We start from the raw sequence: 14,089 nt of genomic DNA on the forward strand, positions 1-14,089 counted from the left end.
AAGCATTTTTTGAAAAAAGATCAAAATATTTTATCTTTTCGTCGTCCGCCGTCACCAATGTCACGCCCAAGCCGGTTTGCGCCGGTTATTTATGCTGACAGGCCTGCCTTGATGCCATTGACCCAGGACTTGGCCGGCAATTTGGTCTGCGCTTCGATCAAGGCGGCACGGGCATACAGCTCGGGAATGTCGAATTCGATCTGCCCCTTGAATGCTAGCGCCACCACATTGCCATCATGAACTTCCGGCAATGACACCACGGTATCGAAGGCATATTCCATCGCCCGCAGGTTCTTGGCATAGCTGGGATGGTCGCCGAACAGGTTGACCGTCATCACCCCGCCTGGTGCCAGGCTGTCGTAGCAGGCTTGATAGAACTCCGGGGTATCGAGCACCGGCCCGCGCGCGGTGGCGTCGTAGAGATCGACCTGCAGCGCATCGATGATGCCGTGGCTGGCCGCATGGATGATGAAATCCAGGGCATCGCTTTCGATGATCATCAGTCGCTCATCCGGTTCGGGCAGCTTGAACATGCTGTGGCAGATCGTGATCACGGCCGGGTTCAGTTCCACCGCGGTGACTTGCGCCTGGGGAAATTGCCGATAGCTGAACTTGGTCAGCGCCCCGGTGCCCAGTCCCAGTTGCACGATGTGGCGCGGCGTGCGATTGAACAGCATCCACGCCATCATCTGTTGCGCGTATTCCAGTTCGATCCAGTCGGGCTTGCGGATGCGCATCGCCCCTTGCACCCATTCGGTACCGAAGTGAAGGTAGCGCACCCCCTCCAGTTCGGACAGCGTCACCGGCGCGTACTTCGGCTTGCGGGGTTTGCTGGCATCGGCCTCCAGCTGTTGGCGACGGCGGTTGGGACCAGCCTTGGTATTGGCCTGGGCTTCGATGGATTTTCTTCTGATGAGCATGATATGAATGAATCTGATGCGGCGCTGCAAAGAGGGCAGCGCTTGCGGATGCCGAATGATACCTTGCCTGACCCCTGGTCAGCGGCTTGGACGCATTTTGTGCATATCGACATGCAGATTCATTCCTTCTGTCGCCTGGGCTCGCATGTGACGATGCTGTCCTCATCATTCACGGAGTTCACATGCATTTGGCTGCAATCATCAAGCGCATCGCCGCCACTGCTGCGCTGACATTGGCCCTGACCCCTCAAGGTGCCGGTGCGCAGGAAAAGCACAAGATCAAGGTCGGCATCTCGGTCGGCAGTGCCGAAGCCATTTTCGAGGTCGTCAAGAAAGTCGCCGCACGCGATGGTCTGGAGATCCAGACCGTGGTTTTTAGCGACTACCTCCAGCCCAATGCCGCGCTGGCTGCGGGCGATCTCGATGCCAACGCCTTCCAGCATCGTCCTTACCTGGAAAGCCAGATCGCTGCGCGCGGTTACAAGATCGTCCCGGTGGGGTTGACCATCACGGCGCCGCTGGGCATCTATTCGCGCAAGTTCAAGTCGGTGGACCAATTACCCAACGGCGCCACCATCGGCATCCAGAACGACCCTTCCAATGGCAACCGGGCGCTGTTGCTGCTGCAGAAGGCGGGCCTGATCAAGCTCAAGCCGGGCGTGGGTGAAAACGGTATCAACGCCACCCCGCTGGACATCATCGATAACCCGCGCAAGCTCAAGCTGATCGAACTGGATGCCGCCCAGCTACCGCGTTCGCTGGACGACCTGGCCGCCGCCTCGATCAACAATGACTATGCCTACAAGGCCGGCCTGTCGCTGCAGAAGGACACCATCGCCGTGGAAGATCCGCGCGGTCGCTACGCCAACATCATCGCCACCCGCGTCCAGGACAAGGATCAGCCCTGGGTGAAGAAGTTGGTGCAGGCTTACCATTCGGAAGAAGTGCGCAAGTTCATCGAAACCGAGTTCAAGGGTTCGCTGGTGCCGGCCTTCTGAGTGACTTGTGCCCGGTGGCAAACGCCCGCCTTCGGCCGGGCGGTTTTTTACGCTCACTTCCTGCTGCGTTGGTGCGCAGGGGCCGTCGGCTCCATTACACTTGCGCCATGCTCAAGAATCTCATCCTCTGCCTGAAACTGGCCATCGTCTTTGGCGCCATCGTGTTTTTTGCGAAGGTCTTGCAGTATTTGATCTTCAATGGAGGGTTTTCGGGGGAGTTCTATGATTATCTGTTCTTCCGCAAATGAGCGCTGTACGATGCGCAGCTGGAAGATGAATAACATGTACGATATTCTGTACGTGTGCTAGGATGAAACGCATTCACTCACCGTCGCGAGTCCTATCATGCGAACCGTCCACTTTACTGATGCCCGCAGCAATCTCAAGAGCGTGATCGACCGCGTCGTCGAAGATGCAGATGTGACCCTGATTACCCGACGTGATGCGCCCAATGCGGTGTTAATGTCTCAGGATTACTTCGATAGCCTGATGGAGACCGTTCATCTTCTGCGCTCACCCGCCAACGTCGCGCATCTGGAAAAATCGATAGCCCAATTGCGCGCTGGCAAGCTTAAAGAGAAGATGCTCGGCGAGCCATGACGGCAAGCCGCAATATCATGTTCACCGCTGCAGCGTGGGACGACTATCAGTATTGGCAAACGCAGGATCGCAAGACCCTCAAGCGTATCAATCAATTGATTCGGGAGGCGCAGCGCACTCCCTTCGACGGTATCGGTAAGCCAGAACCTCTGAAGGCGAATCTTTCCGGCTTCTGGTCACGTCGAATTGGTGATGTGAATCGTCTCGTATATGAAGCAACGGACACTCAGCTCAATATCGTGTCTTGCCGATATCATTACGAATAGCTTGCTGTTGCGGCGTCAGGTATTGGCAGACGTCAGGTTGAGAGCCTGCTGCCAGCCTTCAAGCTTCTGCGCATAAGACACCGCCGCATAGGCCGGACTACTCGAAGGCAGCAGCAATACCCGGTATTTCCTCGCCTGCTCACCTAGCGCCTTCATCCCGATTTTCCCGGCGGTTCCCCCATTGAAGGCAATAGTGTGCAGATCTGGCAAGGTCGCGATCAACGCCAGCAAATCATTACCCGAATGATCCCTGATCTCGCTATCGAGGCTGCCGATGCGCCGCGCCTGGGCGATCACATCCCACAAGCCGATGCGATGCGCCAGCAAGGTGGCCAGGCGATCTTCGTAATCCATCGCATAGAGGTCCAGACCCAGCACATCCCCCACCAGCCGCCAAAACGCATTACGTGGATGCCCGTAATACTGGCTCTTCGCCAACGACGCCGCCCCCGGCAGGCTACCCAGGATCAGCGTGCGGGTGTCGCGCGCCACCACCGGCGCAAAGCTGGCCAGCAAGGGATCGCTAGGGATGAAAGCAAGGGGGACGGGGGACGTGGCCGAGGGTTTGCGGACAGGCATGGTGGACGGTGGGATGAAAAAAAGTTCAGCAAGCCCGCCAGCACTTCGGCGCTGCACAGGAGGCAGGCTTGCGGCAAAATGTACATCTTAGCCTAATCACGCCCGGCGTCATGGCGGCCGGGCATTCATACGAAGGAGACAGAACATGACGGACAAGGTCATCATCGTCACGGGCGGCAGCCGTGGCATCGGCGCGGCGACCGCGCGGCTGGCAGGCCAACGCGGCTACGCGGTATGTGTGAACTATGTTTCCAACCGCGAGGCGGCCGAGGCGGTGGCGGGGCAGATCCGTGCAGCAGGAGGCAGAGCCATCACGGTGGCCGGCGATGTCTCCAAGGAAGAGGACGTGCTGCGCATCTTCACCACCACCGACCAGCAACTGGGCCGCGTCACCGCGCTGGTCAACAATGCCGGCATCCTGGAGCACCAGTCCCGGCTGGACGCCATGAGTGCCGAGCGCATCACCCGCGTGCTGGTAGCCAATGTCACCGGCAGCCTGCTGTGCGCGCGCGAAGCGGTCAAGCGCATGTCCACCCGCCACGGCGGGCAGGGCGGCGCCATCGTCAATCTCTCTTCGATGGCGGCCAAGCTGGGCGGTCCGGGCGAATACGTGGACTATGCCGCCTCCAAGGGCGCCATCGATGCCTTCACCGTCGGCTTGGCCAAGGAAGTGGCAGCCGAGGGCATCCGCGTCAACGCCGTGCGCCCGGGCCTGATCTATACTGATATCCACGCCAGCGGCGGCGAGGCCGGCCGGGTCGATCGCCTCAAGGATGCCGTGCCGATGAAGCGCGGCGGCAGCGCCGAGGAAGTCGCCCACGCCATCCTGTGGCTGCTTTCGGACGAGTCCTCCTATGCTACCGGGACCTTCATCGATGTCTCCGGTGGTCGTTGAGGCTCTAGACGCATCTACTTTCCAGCAGGGAGCCCGCCATGGATAGCACCAATAGCACCAACAGCACCGATATCACCGCTTCCCAACGTCCCATCGACGCCTTGCTGGCCCGCTATGCCGAGCATCATCGCCATCCCATGAACGAGTTGATCCACTGCGTCTGCGTGCCGGCCATCGTGTTTTCGCTGCTGGGGCTGTGCTGGATGATCTCGCCAGCCGTGTCGCTGCTGGTGGTGGCGGCAGCCCTGGCGTATTACCTGCGGTTGTCGCCCCCGTTTGCGGTAGGCATGTTGGCCATGTCGGCGCTGATGCTGGTGCTGCTGGCACGCCTCCCGCTGGGGGCGGTACTGCCGGTGTCGGCGGTGGTGTTCGTGCTGGCCTGGATCGGACAATTCATCGGCCACCGGATCGAGGGCAAGAAGCCCTCTTTTTTCGAGGACTTGCGTTTCCTGCTGGTGGGGCCGTTGTTCGTGCTGGCATTTCTGTATAGGCGTTGGCATATCACGTATTGAAGACGGAATGTCCCGCATTTCCGTAATTGTGCAGCTTTGTATTAAGATGTAACGGATTGCCCGCATCGGCGCCAAACACGCGATCATGACGCGTTCGCGCGGATGCACGAATTCCATGCCGCCCGCAGATGGGCCAACTTCAGTTATCAGTCGGAGTTTTTGTATGAAGAAATTGCTTGTGATCGCAGCGCTGGGCTCCCTGGTAGCCGGCTGCGCAGTGACCCCCAACTCGGCCAGCGTCTACAACACCCGTCAGGCCCAAGGTGAACAGACCGTGCGCATGGGCGTGGTCGAATCGATCCGCAACGTGACCATCGACAAGGGTTCGACCGGTATCGGTACCCTGGGCGGTGCAGCACTGGGCGGCATCGCGGCCGGTTCCAACATCGGCAGCGGCAACGGCGCCCTGGCCGCCGGCATCGTCGGCGCCCTGGCCGGTGGCGTGCTGGGCAACCAGGCCGAAGCGCACCTGAACAACCGTCCGGGCCTGGAAATCACCGTGCGCCTGGACAATGGCGAATTGCGCGCCATCACCCAGGATGCGGACGAACCTTTCCGTGTCGGCGAGCGCGTGCGTCTGCTGTCCAATGGTCGTACCACCCGCGTGACGCACTGATCGGCTGATCGCACAGGAAGAAGCGGGACTGCGGTCCTGCTTTTTTTTCGTCCATTCCTTCCGATTGGGCTAGGCGTTCGTTCATTTCTTTCGTGACGTCAGGGGCTACCCGCTTCATCCCCGCCCGCAGGCTTGCGCAGCTTCAGCCACCACATGTAGACCACTGTCTGCAACAGCGCCACCGTACTGCCGATGAGCACTTCTCCCACGCGCATGAAGGCCAGGTGCAGTTCCTCGTGCAGTCCATTGCCGGTAAAGGCCGCCGACAGCAGGATCACCACCGTGGCCGGCCCCAGGCGCCAGTTGCTGGGATAGTTCTGCAGCAGCATGGCCACCACCACGGCCGCCGTCAGGGCGACCAGCATGGCCATGAAGGTCGGGCCGAACAGTACCAGCGCAATGCAGGAGACGATGCAACCGGAGATCGTATTGATGACTCGCGCCCGGAAATTGGCCTTGGCCACCGTCATGTCCGGCTCGGTCACGATGATGAGCGAAATCATGGCCCAGTAGGGCTCTGCGATCCCCAGCGAGCGCAAGCCGTACCATAGGATCAGGCAGCCGGAGAGAATCTTGATCAGGTAGGCCAGCGCATTCTTGCGCGGATTGATGAAGTGCAATTCCATGGGCCGATGGTAACCAGCCAGCATCGTGGCTGCAAGCCGATATGAATGAAAACGCCGCCTGCGGACTCCCGGCGGGCGGCGTTCCTGCCCGCCAGGCCAACGAGGCCGGCAGGCATGTTGCAACAGATGAAGATACTTACTTCGCAGCCATGGCCAGCAGCATGTCGTTGAGACGCTTGACGAAGCTGGCCGGGTCAGCCAGTGCACCGCCTTCGGCCAGCAGAGCCTGGTCGTAGAGGATGTGCGACCAGTCATCGAAGCGCGCTTCTTCATATTTCAGACGCTGCACCAGCGGGTGGTCCGGGTTGATTTCCAGGGTAGGCTTGGACTCCGGCGCCGCTTGACCAGCGGCCTTCAACATGCGCACCAGATTGCCGGACAGTTCATTTTCATCGGCCACCAGGCAAGCCGGGGAATCGGTCAGGCGGAAGGTCACGCGCACCTCCTTGGCCTTGTCACCCAGGGCGGTCTTCATCTTCTCGACCAGCTCCTTGTACTCGGCCTGGGTTTCTTCGTGCTGCTTCTTCTCGGCTTCGTTTTCCAGCTTGCCCAGGTCCAGCCCACCCTTGGCGACCGACGCCAGTTCCTTGCCTTCGAACTCGGTCAGGAAGGACAGCATCCACTCATCCACGCGGTCGGTCAGCAGCAGCACTTCCACACCCTTCTTGCGGAAGATTTCCAGGTGCGGGCTGTTCTTGGCGGCCTGGTAGGTCTCGGCGGTGACGTAGTAGATCTTGTCCTGGCCTTCCTTCATGCGACCCACGTAATCGGCCAGCGCAACATTCTGCACATCGCTGTCATTGTGGGTGGAGGCAAAGCGCAGCAGCTTGGCGATGCGTTCCTTGTTGGCTGCATCCTCGCCGATACCTTCCTTCAACACCTGGCCGAATTCGGTCCAGAAGGTGGTGTACTTGTCCTTCTGCGCTTGCTCTTCGCTATTGGCCAGCTCTTCCAGCAGGCTCAGCACGCGCTTGGCCGAACCGTCGCGGATGGCGCGCACGTCGCGCGACTCCTGCAGGATTTCGCGCGAGACGTTCAGCGGCAGGTCGGCCGAATCGATCACGCCCTTGACGAAGCGCAGGTACACCGGCATCAACTGCTCGGCATCGTCCATGATGAACACGCGCTTGACGTACAGCTTGATGCCGCCGCGCTTGTTGCGATCCCACAGGTCGAACGGGGCGCGCGCCGGGATGTAGAGCAGTTGGGTGTATTCGCTGCGGCCTTCCACACGGTTGTGGGTGTAGGCCAGCGGGGCGCCGAAGTCGTGCGAGACATGCTTGTAGAACTCTTCATATTGTTCGGGCGTGATGTCCGACTTGCTGCGGGTCCACAGGGCGCTGGCCTGGTTGACCGTTTCCAGCTCGTCCTTCTGCACGGTTTCCTTCTTCTCTTCGTCCCATTCTTCCTTGTTCATCAGGATGGGCAGGGAGATGTGGTCGGAATACTTGCGGATGATGGACTTCAGTTGCCACGAGGAGAGGAATTCATCTTCGCCTTCGCGCAGGTGCAGGATGATGTCGGTGCCACGGCCCGGCTTGTCGATCTGCTCGATGGAGAAGTCGCCCGCGCCTTCGGATTCCCAGCGCACGCCTTCGGAAGCCGGGGTGCCGGCACGACGCGTCTCGACCGTGATGCGGTCGGCGATGATGAAGCCGGAATAGAAGCCCACGCCGAACTGGCCGATCAGGGCGGCATCCTTTTGCTGGTCGCCCGACAGGCGCGAGAAGAATTCCTTGGTGCCCGACTTGGCGATGGTGCCCAGATGCGAGATGGCCTCGTCACGGTTCATGCCGATGCCGTTGTCGGAAATGGTGATGGTGCGCGCTGCCTTGTCGAAGCTGATCTTGATCTTCAGTTCCGGGTCGTCCTCGAACAGGCTGCCATTGTTGATGGCTTCGAAGCGCAGCTTGTCGGCCGCATCGGAAGCATTGGAGACCAGCTCGCGCAGGAAGATTTCCTTGTTCGAATACAGCGAGTGGATCATCAACTGCAGCAGTTGCTTGACTTCGGCCTGGAAGCCCATGGTCTGTTTTTCGGATGCCATGTTTATGTCCTTATTGAAGAAATGAATGAGTGAAATAGACAGAGGCAATCGCCTGTGGGCTGGATATAGGGAGAGACTAGGGGTTTTTCAACTGCAATTTTTACAGTTTTTGTCGCCGCGACTGCTTGGATTTGTTTCTCGACGGCATCAAGTCAACAAACTGACCATTTTTGCCAATGTTGGCTTTTATCAAGTCAATTGAAATTAAACGACTTTTTGCTGTTCTTTGTAATTGAGTTGCAATCCGGCAGTGTTAGAATTATTTTGACAAAAATGTAATAAATTCGGTCGACTGATCGAACAGAAGTGCAAGCCGGTACTCGCCAAGAAAAAGAAGATGAGTCCCCGGTTTGATGACGGGAATCGCAGCGAGAGGGCTGCCGATTCTTTCCTTGGGTGAGGTTGGGCAGGGGAGGCCGGTGCGATACCGGCTGATGGCGTTGATGATAGTTCTCAAAAGCAAGCGTTTCGTACTCGCAGTGTCACTCGGGCTGGCCGCGCATCCTGCGGCGGTGGTGTGGGCTGCGGACAAGTTGTCGCCTTCGGGCGAGGCGGCCGTATCAGGCCAGGCCCAGCCGGTCAGGCTGGACAATACCTTGGATACGCCGCCGCAGATCCGGCTGGGCGCCGATCCGGCCGGGCCGTCGGCTACCGATTACCGTTTGCCGGGTTTGCCGGCCGACACCCCTGCGTCGTCGGCCCAGGATGAGATCCTGTTGCTGTTGCGCCAGTCCGATCCAGACTTTTCCGGTAACCGGATTGCCCTGCCGCAGATCAGCATCGTCACCGAAGGAGAGACGGTGCCTGACCTGACCCTGCGCAGCGTGCTCGATCTGGCGCTGGGCAACAGCTACAGCTTTGCCGCCACCGCCGCCCAGGCCGACCAGGCTCGTTACGCGGCCAAGGCCACCGCCGGGCAGTTGGGACCGACTCTGGATCTGCGGGCGCAGAAGGGCAATGAATATTCCTCGCCGTCATCGGTGCTGGACCCCAACACCGGTCAGATCCAGCGCGCTTCCTACCACAAGCGCTGGGACGTAACCCTGATCGGCCGTCAGCCCATCTTCGCGCCCGGCTCCTACTACGACTACCGCAAGTCCAGCTCGCTGGCCGACGCCGCCGACCTGCGTCGCGACGATGCCCGCGAAAACCTGTACTACAACGCCATCAAGGCGTATTACGACGTCATGCGCGCCTATGCCACGCTGTCGTTCTCGCGCAGCTATGCGCAGCGTATGGGCAGTTTGCTGGATTACATGAGCAAGCGCCTGGAAGGCGGTGGCGCCAGTCGCATCGACTTCGAACGCGTGCGCGGCCGCTCGCTGACCGCCCAATCGGCGGTGGCCGAGGCCGAGGGCGCGCTGGAAAGCGCCATGGTGAGCCTGAATCAGATCACCGGCCGCAAGATCGAGCAGATCGAAGTGCCGGATCACATGATGCCGGTGGTGCCCGACACCTCCAAACTGGCCCTGCAGGATATCTACGAGACCAATCCCGGCGTGCGTGCAGCGCGGCGCGATGTCGATGCCGCCAACCTGGAGCTCAAGTCGGCGCGCGCCAAGTTCTCGCCCACGCTGGCCGTGGAATGGACCCAGACCAAGACCCGCGGGGCGGGCGGGGCCATCGATACTACCGACAACAGCCTGCAACTGACCACCGACCGGCGCCTGATGATGGTGGTCACCATGAACCTGCTCAATGGCGGCTCCGACGTGTACTACAGCAAGCAGGCCGGCGCCAAGTACGTGGAAAAGAGCAATACCGCGCTGGACCTGGAACGCAAGTTGCGAGAGCAGATCGAGATCAACTACCGCACCTTGGGCGCGGTGAGAAAGCGCATGGAAATCTCGCGCCAGGCCTATCTCACCAATGCCAACGTGGCCGATGTCTTCCTGGAGCAGCTCTCCACCGGCAGCAAGCAATTGCTCGACGTGCTGGATGCCTACCAGCAGGCCTACCAGGCACGCATGGATTTTGCCAACCTGCTGTTCCAGCAGGCCGACATCAGTTACCAGATCCTGCGCAACACCGGTCGCGCCTCGGCACTGGAAACCCTGCCCACGCGGGCGTCAAACAAGACGGGGGAATGATGGAGGGCGGCAAGGAACAGAATTTCTGGCCCGGCTTCGTGGACGCGCTGTCCAATGTGGTGCTGGTGATGATCTTCGTGGTGGTGGTGTTCGTGGTGACCCTGTTCTACTACTCGCAGAAACTGGCGCAGATGAAGGTCAGCAAGCTGATCTCGCAAGGCCAGGCGCAGGTGGTGGGTGAATCCAAAGCCAAGAAGACCGATACCATCGCCACCGCCGACAGCACCAGCACGAATAGTGCCGAAACGGCGCGCGAGCGCGAAAAGGCGCAGGAGATCGAACAGTTGAAGCGCGAAGTGGCCAGCCTCAAGGCCAAGCTGGCCGCGCCGCCGCTGCAATCCGACAACGGCAGCCTGCGCAGCGATGCCGCGCCGTCCAGCCCCAATGCGATCCAGGTCAAGACCGAACCCAACGACAAGCCAGTGGCGCCGGGCCTGCGCATCGACGCCAATGAAAAGGCCGTCACCCTCAACTTCGATGCCGATTCCACCCAGTTGAATGAAGAGGGCAGTCGTGCGCTCGACAAGAGCATCGGTGACTGGGTGCGCCGCGCCAAGTCCAGCCAGGGCAAGATCGTGGTCACCGGCGTGATCGGCAGTGGCGCCTACAGCGAGAGCCGGCGCCGCGCCTACTATCGCACCGTGGCGGTGCGCAACTACCTGATCGACGCTGGCGTGGACAAGGAGCGCGTCACCAGCCGCGTGGCCACCGATGAAAACGGCAGTGGCAACGATGCCCGCGTGATCGTGCAATACCAGGCCGCAGCAAAATGACGCTCTCGCTCAAGCCCGGCACCGGCCACGGGATCGCATCCCGCAGCAAGGGCTTCATGCGCCGCGTGGCGCCGCGCCTGGATCGCCGCCTGGGTGAGCTGCAGGCCATGCCGCGGCCGCGCCTGGCGGTGCTGACCTGCGCGGCCTTATTGGTCTTGCTGGTGGTGTGGTCCATCTTCGCGCCCATCGACATGGTGGTGCGCGGCAGTGGCCGCATCGTTGCCTCTGAACACAATCAGGTCATCCAGCACCTGGAGGGTGGCATCGTCTCGGCCATCCTGGTGCGTGAAGGGGCGGTGGTCAAGAAGGGCCAGACCCTGATCTCGATTGCCGATGTGCGCGCCAATGCCGACCTCGGTGAAGGGCGCGTGAAGATCCTCGGCCTGCGTGCCAAGATCGCCCGCCTGAGTGCGGAAGCCTCGGGTGCTGCCAGCTTGCAGATGCCCGCCGACCTGGATCACGACGACCCCGCCGTGCAGAGCGAGCAGGCCGCCTTTGCCGCGCGCTCGGCCAAGCTCATGCAGGAACTGTCGGTGCTGCGCGAACAGGCGGCCCAGCGCCAGGCCGAACTGGGCGAGGCCATCAGCCGCCAGAAGAGCCAGGCCAGCGAACTGGATCTGGCCCAGCGCCAGTACAAGCTGATCCACAACATGCTCGAACGCAGCGCCGCTTCGCAACTGGAAGACATCCAGGCCGCCGCCCGCGTGCAGGATGCGCAGAGCAAGCTGGCCGCCAACGATGCCATGATCCCGCGCCTGAAGGCGGCCATTGCCGAATCGCAGGCCAAGATGGGCGAGGCTGCCTCACGCTTCCGCTCCGACGCCCGCACCGAACTGACCGCCGCCGAAACCGAACTGGCGCGCCTGCAGGAAGAGATCAAGTCGCGCAATGACCGGGTCTCCCGCTCCGAGGTCAAGGCGCCGATGGATGGCGTGGTCAACCGCGTCATGATCAATACCGTGGGCGGCGTGGTGCGCCCGGGCGACCCCATCATCGAGATGACCCCGAGCGACGACAAGCTGGTCATCGAAGCCCGCATCTCGCCCACCGACCGGGCCGAACTGGTGCCTGGGGCGCGCGCCCGGGTCAAGGTCTCGGCCTATGACTATGGCGTCTATGGCGCCATGGAGGGCGTGGTCACCGAGATCAGCGCCGACACCGTACCGGACGACAACAACCCGCGCGGCGAACGCAGCTATCGCATCAAGATCGCCGTGCAGCGTGGCGACCATGCGTTGCAGCGCAAGCTGGCCCTGATGCCTGGCATGACCGCCAGCGCCGACATCATCGTCGGTCGCCGCACGGTGTGGCAGTACCTGATGTCACCGCTGTCGCGCTTCGGCCAGGGTGCCCTGCGGGAGCCGCGATGAACCCGCTCATCCTGTTCCATGCACATCTATATCCGTCGCTCAGGCCCATCCACCAAGGCTTTGCGGCTGTTGACGTTTTCTGCACCAAGCACTTTCCCTGCGTCCTTTTCTCCGAAACCTCGCTCGTATGAAAAACCTTCGCCAGTTCTACGCACTTGCCGCCATCCCGACACTGCTGCTGTTATTGGGCGCCTTCCTGTTCCGGGGATTCGTGGGTCATGCGATCCAGATCAATCCCTTCCTGAACCTGTTCATCATCGCCGTGGCCGTATTCGGCGTGAGCCTGATCGGCTACAACCTGTACCGCGTCAACTGGGAATACGCCAAGCTGATGCAGTTCTACGACCGCACCAAGGCCGGTGAATCGATGGAAAGCCTGGTCAAGGCGCCCGAGTTCGACGGCACCGAGATCGGCCAGGTGCTGGTCTCGGTGGCCAGCACCAAGGGTCGGCTGACCTCGCGTATCGAACAGGAAACCATCGAAGGCTCGCTGCACGACCTGCGCGCCCACCTCGATGCCAAGACCGAGTTCCCACAATTCCTGACCGGCTTCATGATTGCGCTCGGTCTGCTGGGGACCTTCATCGGCCTGCTCGAAACCCTGGTCAGCACGGCCGCGCTCATCGATGGCTTCGGCAAGGCCAGTGCCGGCGGCGATATGGATGCTTCCTTCATGCACCTGGTGGCCGACCTGCAAAAGCCGCTGGCCTCGATGGGTACCGCCTTCTCGGCCTCCATGTTCGGCCTGATCGGTTCGCTGGCCCTGGGCCTGACGCTCACGCCCTTGCGCGCGGCCAGCAAGAAGCTGGTCACCCGTGCCCGCGAATGCATCAGCGACATGGTGCAGCACGTGGTGCATGACATGAGCGGCCCGGCCGCCACCCAGCGTCAGGGCGTCTCGGAAACCTTCCTGGCCGAATTCCTGCAAGACCTGATGGTATTGCAGCGCGAATCCATCATGGCCGCCCGCAACAGTTCGGAAGTCTCGCTGCAGGCCGGCATCAAGCTGGAAGGCTTGAACGATCGCTTGAACAATATCGTCCAGCTCTTCAACGACAGCATGGAAGAGTCGCGCAGCCTGCGCCAGTTGGTGGCCTTCGGCCCGCGGATGCATGAGACGGCGCAGCAGACCCTGGAAGAAATCCGCAACGTCGGCCAGTTGATCAATACCAAGATCACTTCGGCACGCGACCTCTCCGACAGTCTGTCTTCGTTGGAAGAACGCCTCTCGGTCAATGGCGACATCGCCAACCGCACCTTCGAAGTACTGCCGCAGATCGTCACCACCATCCAGGCCGGCCAACTGGCGCTGTCTTCGGCCCTGACCTCGCTGCAGGCACAGCAGGGCGAAATCTCCAATATGAATGAAAAGAGCGCGCAGAACATCGCGCAACTGCCGGCCCTGCTGAACCAGATCTCGGTGCGCCTGGCCGATGAAATGGGCGCCATCCAGTACCAGGGCGAACTGCAGGCCACGGTGGCGGCACGCCTGAACGAACTGGGCAGCACCATCGGCGAGAACTCCAGCAACATGGCCCGCGATGCACTCTCGGCACGCCAGTTGCAGATCGACCTGGCCAAGCACATGGCGACCCAGAACGATCGCGTCAAGAACCTGGGCGCGATCCCGCAATCGCTGACCTCGATCACCGAAGCCCTGATGCGCCAGAACATCAACTGGCAGACCGTCATCGAGGAAATGCGCAGCGGCCGCCAGACCATGGTCAAGGATTTGCGGCTGGAGCTGCGCGAAGCGATCCGCGAACTCACCGCCGCCAATCGCAGCGGCGCCTGAAG

Annotated in this window: 16 protein-coding genes; 11 read left to right on the top strand and 5 right to left on the bottom strand. The window is 61.1% G+C overall.

The features are described from left to right. Window positions 1-89 precede the first annotated feature (89 nt). The gene (locus RC54_RS08755) at window positions 90-920 is read right to left on the bottom strand and encodes a class I SAM-dependent methyltransferase (RefSeq protein ID WP_174526085.1); all 831 of its coding nucleotides are present in this window, start codon (window positions 918-920) and stop codon (window positions 90-92) included. A 3-nt stretch (window positions 921-923) separates the two neighbouring features. On the opposite strand from RC54_RS08755, the gene RC54_RS25070 reads away from it, so the two are divergent. Together RC54_RS25070 and RC54_RS08760 are read left to right on the top strand one after the other, a co-directional pair. Beyond that, window positions 924-1,151, top strand: coding sequence for a hypothetical protein (locus RC54_RS25070; RefSeq protein ID WP_164471173.1), 228 nt, complete (start codon window positions 924-926; stop codon window positions 1,149-1,151). Then, window positions 1,103-1,918, top strand: a complete 816-nt coding sequence (locus RC54_RS08760) for a MetQ/NlpA family ABC transporter substrate-binding protein (RefSeq protein WP_058895028.1) — start codon at window positions 1,103-1,105, stop codon at window positions 1,916-1,918. The genes RC54_RS25070 and RC54_RS08760 overlap by 49 nt, the downstream gene beginning before the upstream one ends. A 53-nt stretch (window positions 1,919-1,971) precedes the next feature. On the opposite strand, the gene RC54_RS25075 is transcribed toward RC54_RS08760, so the two are convergent. After that, window positions 1,972-2,202: a hypothetical protein gene (locus RC54_RS25075; protein ID WP_156481280.1), complete on the bottom strand. Its 231-nt coding sequence runs from the start codon at window positions 2,200-2,202 to the stop codon at window positions 1,972-1,974. Between the two features lie 61 nt (window positions 2,203-2,263). Here RC54_RS25075 and RC54_RS08765 point away from each other — a divergent pair, with 61 nt between their 5' ends. Together RC54_RS08765 and RC54_RS08770 are read left to right on the top strand one after the other, a co-directional pair. Continuing rightward, a complete protein-coding gene (locus RC54_RS08765; RefSeq protein ID WP_017450694.1) occupies window positions 2,264-2,518 on the top strand; it encodes a type II toxin-antitoxin system Phd/YefM family antitoxin in 255 nt (84 codons plus the stop codon). Continuing rightward, on the top strand, window positions 2,515-2,784 hold the full coding sequence (locus RC54_RS08770; RefSeq protein ID WP_058895029.1) for a Txe/YoeB family addiction module toxin: 270 nt from the start codon (window positions 2,515-2,517) through the stop codon (window positions 2,782-2,784). The genes RC54_RS08765 and RC54_RS08770 overlap by 4 nt, the downstream gene beginning before the upstream one ends. A gap of 15 nt (window positions 2,785-2,799) precedes the next feature. Here the strand turns inward: RC54_RS08770 and RC54_RS08775 are convergent, their stop codons facing one another. Continuing rightward, window positions 2,800-3,300 (bottom strand): DNA-deoxyinosine glycosylase, encoded by a 501-nt coding sequence (locus RC54_RS08775; RefSeq protein WP_061789381.1) that lies wholly within the window; start codon window positions 3,298-3,300, stop codon window positions 2,800-2,802. Between the two features lie 208 nt (window positions 3,301-3,508). Here RC54_RS08775 and RC54_RS08780 point away from each other — a divergent pair, with 208 nt between their 5' ends. The 3 genes from RC54_RS08780 (at window position 3,509) to RC54_RS08790 (ending at window position 5,386) form a co-directional block, all read left to right on the top strand. Then, a complete protein-coding gene (locus RC54_RS08780; protein ID WP_061789344.1) occupies window positions 3,509-4,258 on the top strand; it encodes an SDR family oxidoreductase in 750 nt (249 codons plus the stop codon). Window positions 4,259-4,296: 38 nt separating this feature from the next. Next, window positions 4,297-4,770 (top strand): Mpo1 family 2-hydroxy fatty acid dioxygenase, encoded by a 474-nt coding sequence (locus tag RC54_RS08785; protein WP_061789343.1) that lies wholly within the window; start codon window positions 4,297-4,299, stop codon window positions 4,768-4,770. Window positions 4,771-4,933: 163 nt separating this feature from the next. Beyond that, the gene (locus RC54_RS08790; protein WP_058895032.1) at window positions 4,934-5,386 is read left to right on the top strand and encodes an outer membrane lipoprotein; all 453 of its coding nucleotides are present in this window, start codon (window positions 4,934-4,936) and stop codon (window positions 5,384-5,386) included. A gap of 98 nt (window positions 5,387-5,484) precedes the next feature. On the opposite strand, the gene RC54_RS08795 is transcribed toward RC54_RS08790, so the two are convergent. Both RC54_RS08795 and htpG read right to left on the bottom strand, forming a co-directional pair. After that, window positions 5,485-6,012: an FUSC family protein gene (locus RC54_RS08795; protein ID WP_058897526.1), complete on the bottom strand. Its 528-nt coding sequence runs from the start codon at window positions 6,010-6,012 to the stop codon at window positions 5,485-5,487. A 136-nt stretch (window positions 6,013-6,148) separates the two neighbouring features. Next, window positions 6,149-8,059 carry a molecular chaperone HtpG gene (htpG, locus tag RC54_RS08800; protein WP_058895033.1) on the bottom strand — a complete coding sequence of 637 codons (1,911 nt, stop codon included), beginning with the start codon at window positions 8,057-8,059 and terminating at the stop codon, window positions 6,149-6,151. A 434-nt stretch (window positions 8,060-8,493) separates the two neighbouring features. Between htpG and RC54_RS08805 the strand changes: the two genes are divergently transcribed. The 4 genes from RC54_RS08805 to RC54_RS08820 all read left to right on the top strand — a co-directional run bounded on the left by RC54_RS08805 (window position 8,494) and on the right by RC54_RS08820 (window position 14,087). Continuing rightward, window positions 8,494-10,149, top strand: a complete 1,656-nt coding sequence (locus tag RC54_RS08805; RefSeq protein ID WP_061789342.1) for a TolC family protein — start codon at window positions 8,494-8,496, stop codon at window positions 10,147-10,149. Then, the gene (locus RC54_RS08810; protein ID WP_174526087.1) at window positions 10,149-10,922 is read left to right on the top strand and encodes an OmpA family protein; all 774 of its coding nucleotides are present in this window, start codon (window positions 10,149-10,151) and stop codon (window positions 10,920-10,922) included. The genes RC54_RS08805 and RC54_RS08810 overlap by 1 nt, the downstream gene beginning before the upstream one ends. Beyond that, complete coding sequence (locus RC54_RS08815) at window positions 10,919-12,292, top strand: HlyD family type I secretion periplasmic adaptor subunit (protein ID WP_058895036.1); 1,374 nt, start codon at window positions 10,919-10,921, stop codon at window positions 12,290-12,292. The genes RC54_RS08810 and RC54_RS08815 overlap by 4 nt, the downstream gene beginning before the upstream one ends. A gap of 127 nt (window positions 12,293-12,419) precedes the next feature. Continuing rightward, window positions 12,420-14,087 carry a hypothetical protein gene (locus RC54_RS08820; RefSeq protein WP_061789341.1) on the top strand — a complete coding sequence of 556 codons (1,668 nt, stop codon included), beginning with the start codon at window positions 12,420-12,422 and terminating at the stop codon, window positions 14,085-14,087. The last annotated feature ends 2 nt before the right edge of the window (window positions 14,088-14,089 follow it).

Source organism: Herbaspirillum rubrisubalbicans (assembly GCF_003719195.1).
GTDB lineage: Bacteria > Pseudomonadota > Gammaproteobacteria > Burkholderiales > Burkholderiaceae_D > Herbaspirillum > Herbaspirillum rubrisubalbicans.

What these genes read in the sequence shown, in the direction of transcription:
- RC54_RS08755 (WP_174526085.1), bottom strand. Translation starts at nt 920, where the DNA reads ATGCTCATCAGAAGAAAATCCATCGAAGCCCAGGCCAATACCAAGGCT.
- RC54_RS25070 (WP_164471173.1), top strand. Translation starts at nt 924, where the DNA reads ATGAATGAATCTGATGCGGCGCTGCAAAGAGGGCAGCGCTTGCGGATG.
- RC54_RS08760 (WP_058895028.1), top strand. Translation starts at nt 1,103, where the DNA reads ATGCATTTGGCTGCAATCATCAAGCGCATCGCCGCCACTGCTGCGCTG.
- RC54_RS25075 (WP_156481280.1), bottom strand. Translation starts at nt 2,202, where the DNA reads ATGTTATTCATCTTCCAGCTGCGCATCGTACAGCGCTCATTTGCGGAA.
- RC54_RS08765 (WP_017450694.1), top strand. Translation starts at nt 2,264, where the DNA reads ATGCGAACCGTCCACTTTACTGATGCCCGCAGCAATCTCAAGAGCGTG.
- RC54_RS08770 (WP_058895029.1), top strand. Translation starts at nt 2,515, where the DNA reads ATGACGGCAAGCCGCAATATCATGTTCACCGCTGCAGCGTGGGACGAC.
- RC54_RS08780 (WP_061789344.1), top strand. Translation starts at nt 3,509, where the DNA reads ATGACGGACAAGGTCATCATCGTCACGGGCGGCAGCCGTGGCATCGGC.
- RC54_RS08785 (WP_061789343.1), top strand. Translation starts at nt 4,297, where the DNA reads ATGGATAGCACCAATAGCACCAACAGCACCGATATCACCGCTTCCCAA.
- RC54_RS08790 (WP_058895032.1), top strand. Translation starts at nt 4,934, where the DNA reads ATGAAGAAATTGCTTGTGATCGCAGCGCTGGGCTCCCTGGTAGCCGGC.
- RC54_RS08795 (WP_058897526.1), bottom strand. Translation starts at nt 6,012, where the DNA reads ATGGAATTGCACTTCATCAATCCGCGCAAGAATGCGCTGGCCTACCTG.
- htpG (WP_058895033.1), bottom strand. Translation starts at nt 8,059, where the DNA reads ATGGCATCCGAAAAACAGACCATGGGCTTCCAGGCCGAAGTCAAGCAA.
- RC54_RS08805 (WP_061789342.1), top strand. Translation starts at nt 8,494, where the DNA reads ATGGCGTTGATGATAGTTCTCAAAAGCAAGCGTTTCGTACTCGCAGTG.
- RC54_RS08810 (WP_174526087.1), top strand. Translation starts at nt 10,149, where the DNA reads ATGGAGGGCGGCAAGGAACAGAATTTCTGGCCCGGCTTCGTGGACGCG.
- RC54_RS08815 (WP_058895036.1), top strand. Translation starts at nt 10,919, where the DNA reads ATGACGCTCTCGCTCAAGCCCGGCACCGGCCACGGGATCGCATCCCGC.
- RC54_RS08820 (WP_061789341.1), top strand. Translation starts at nt 12,420, where the DNA reads ATGAAAAACCTTCGCCAGTTCTACGCACTTGCCGCCATCCCGACACTG.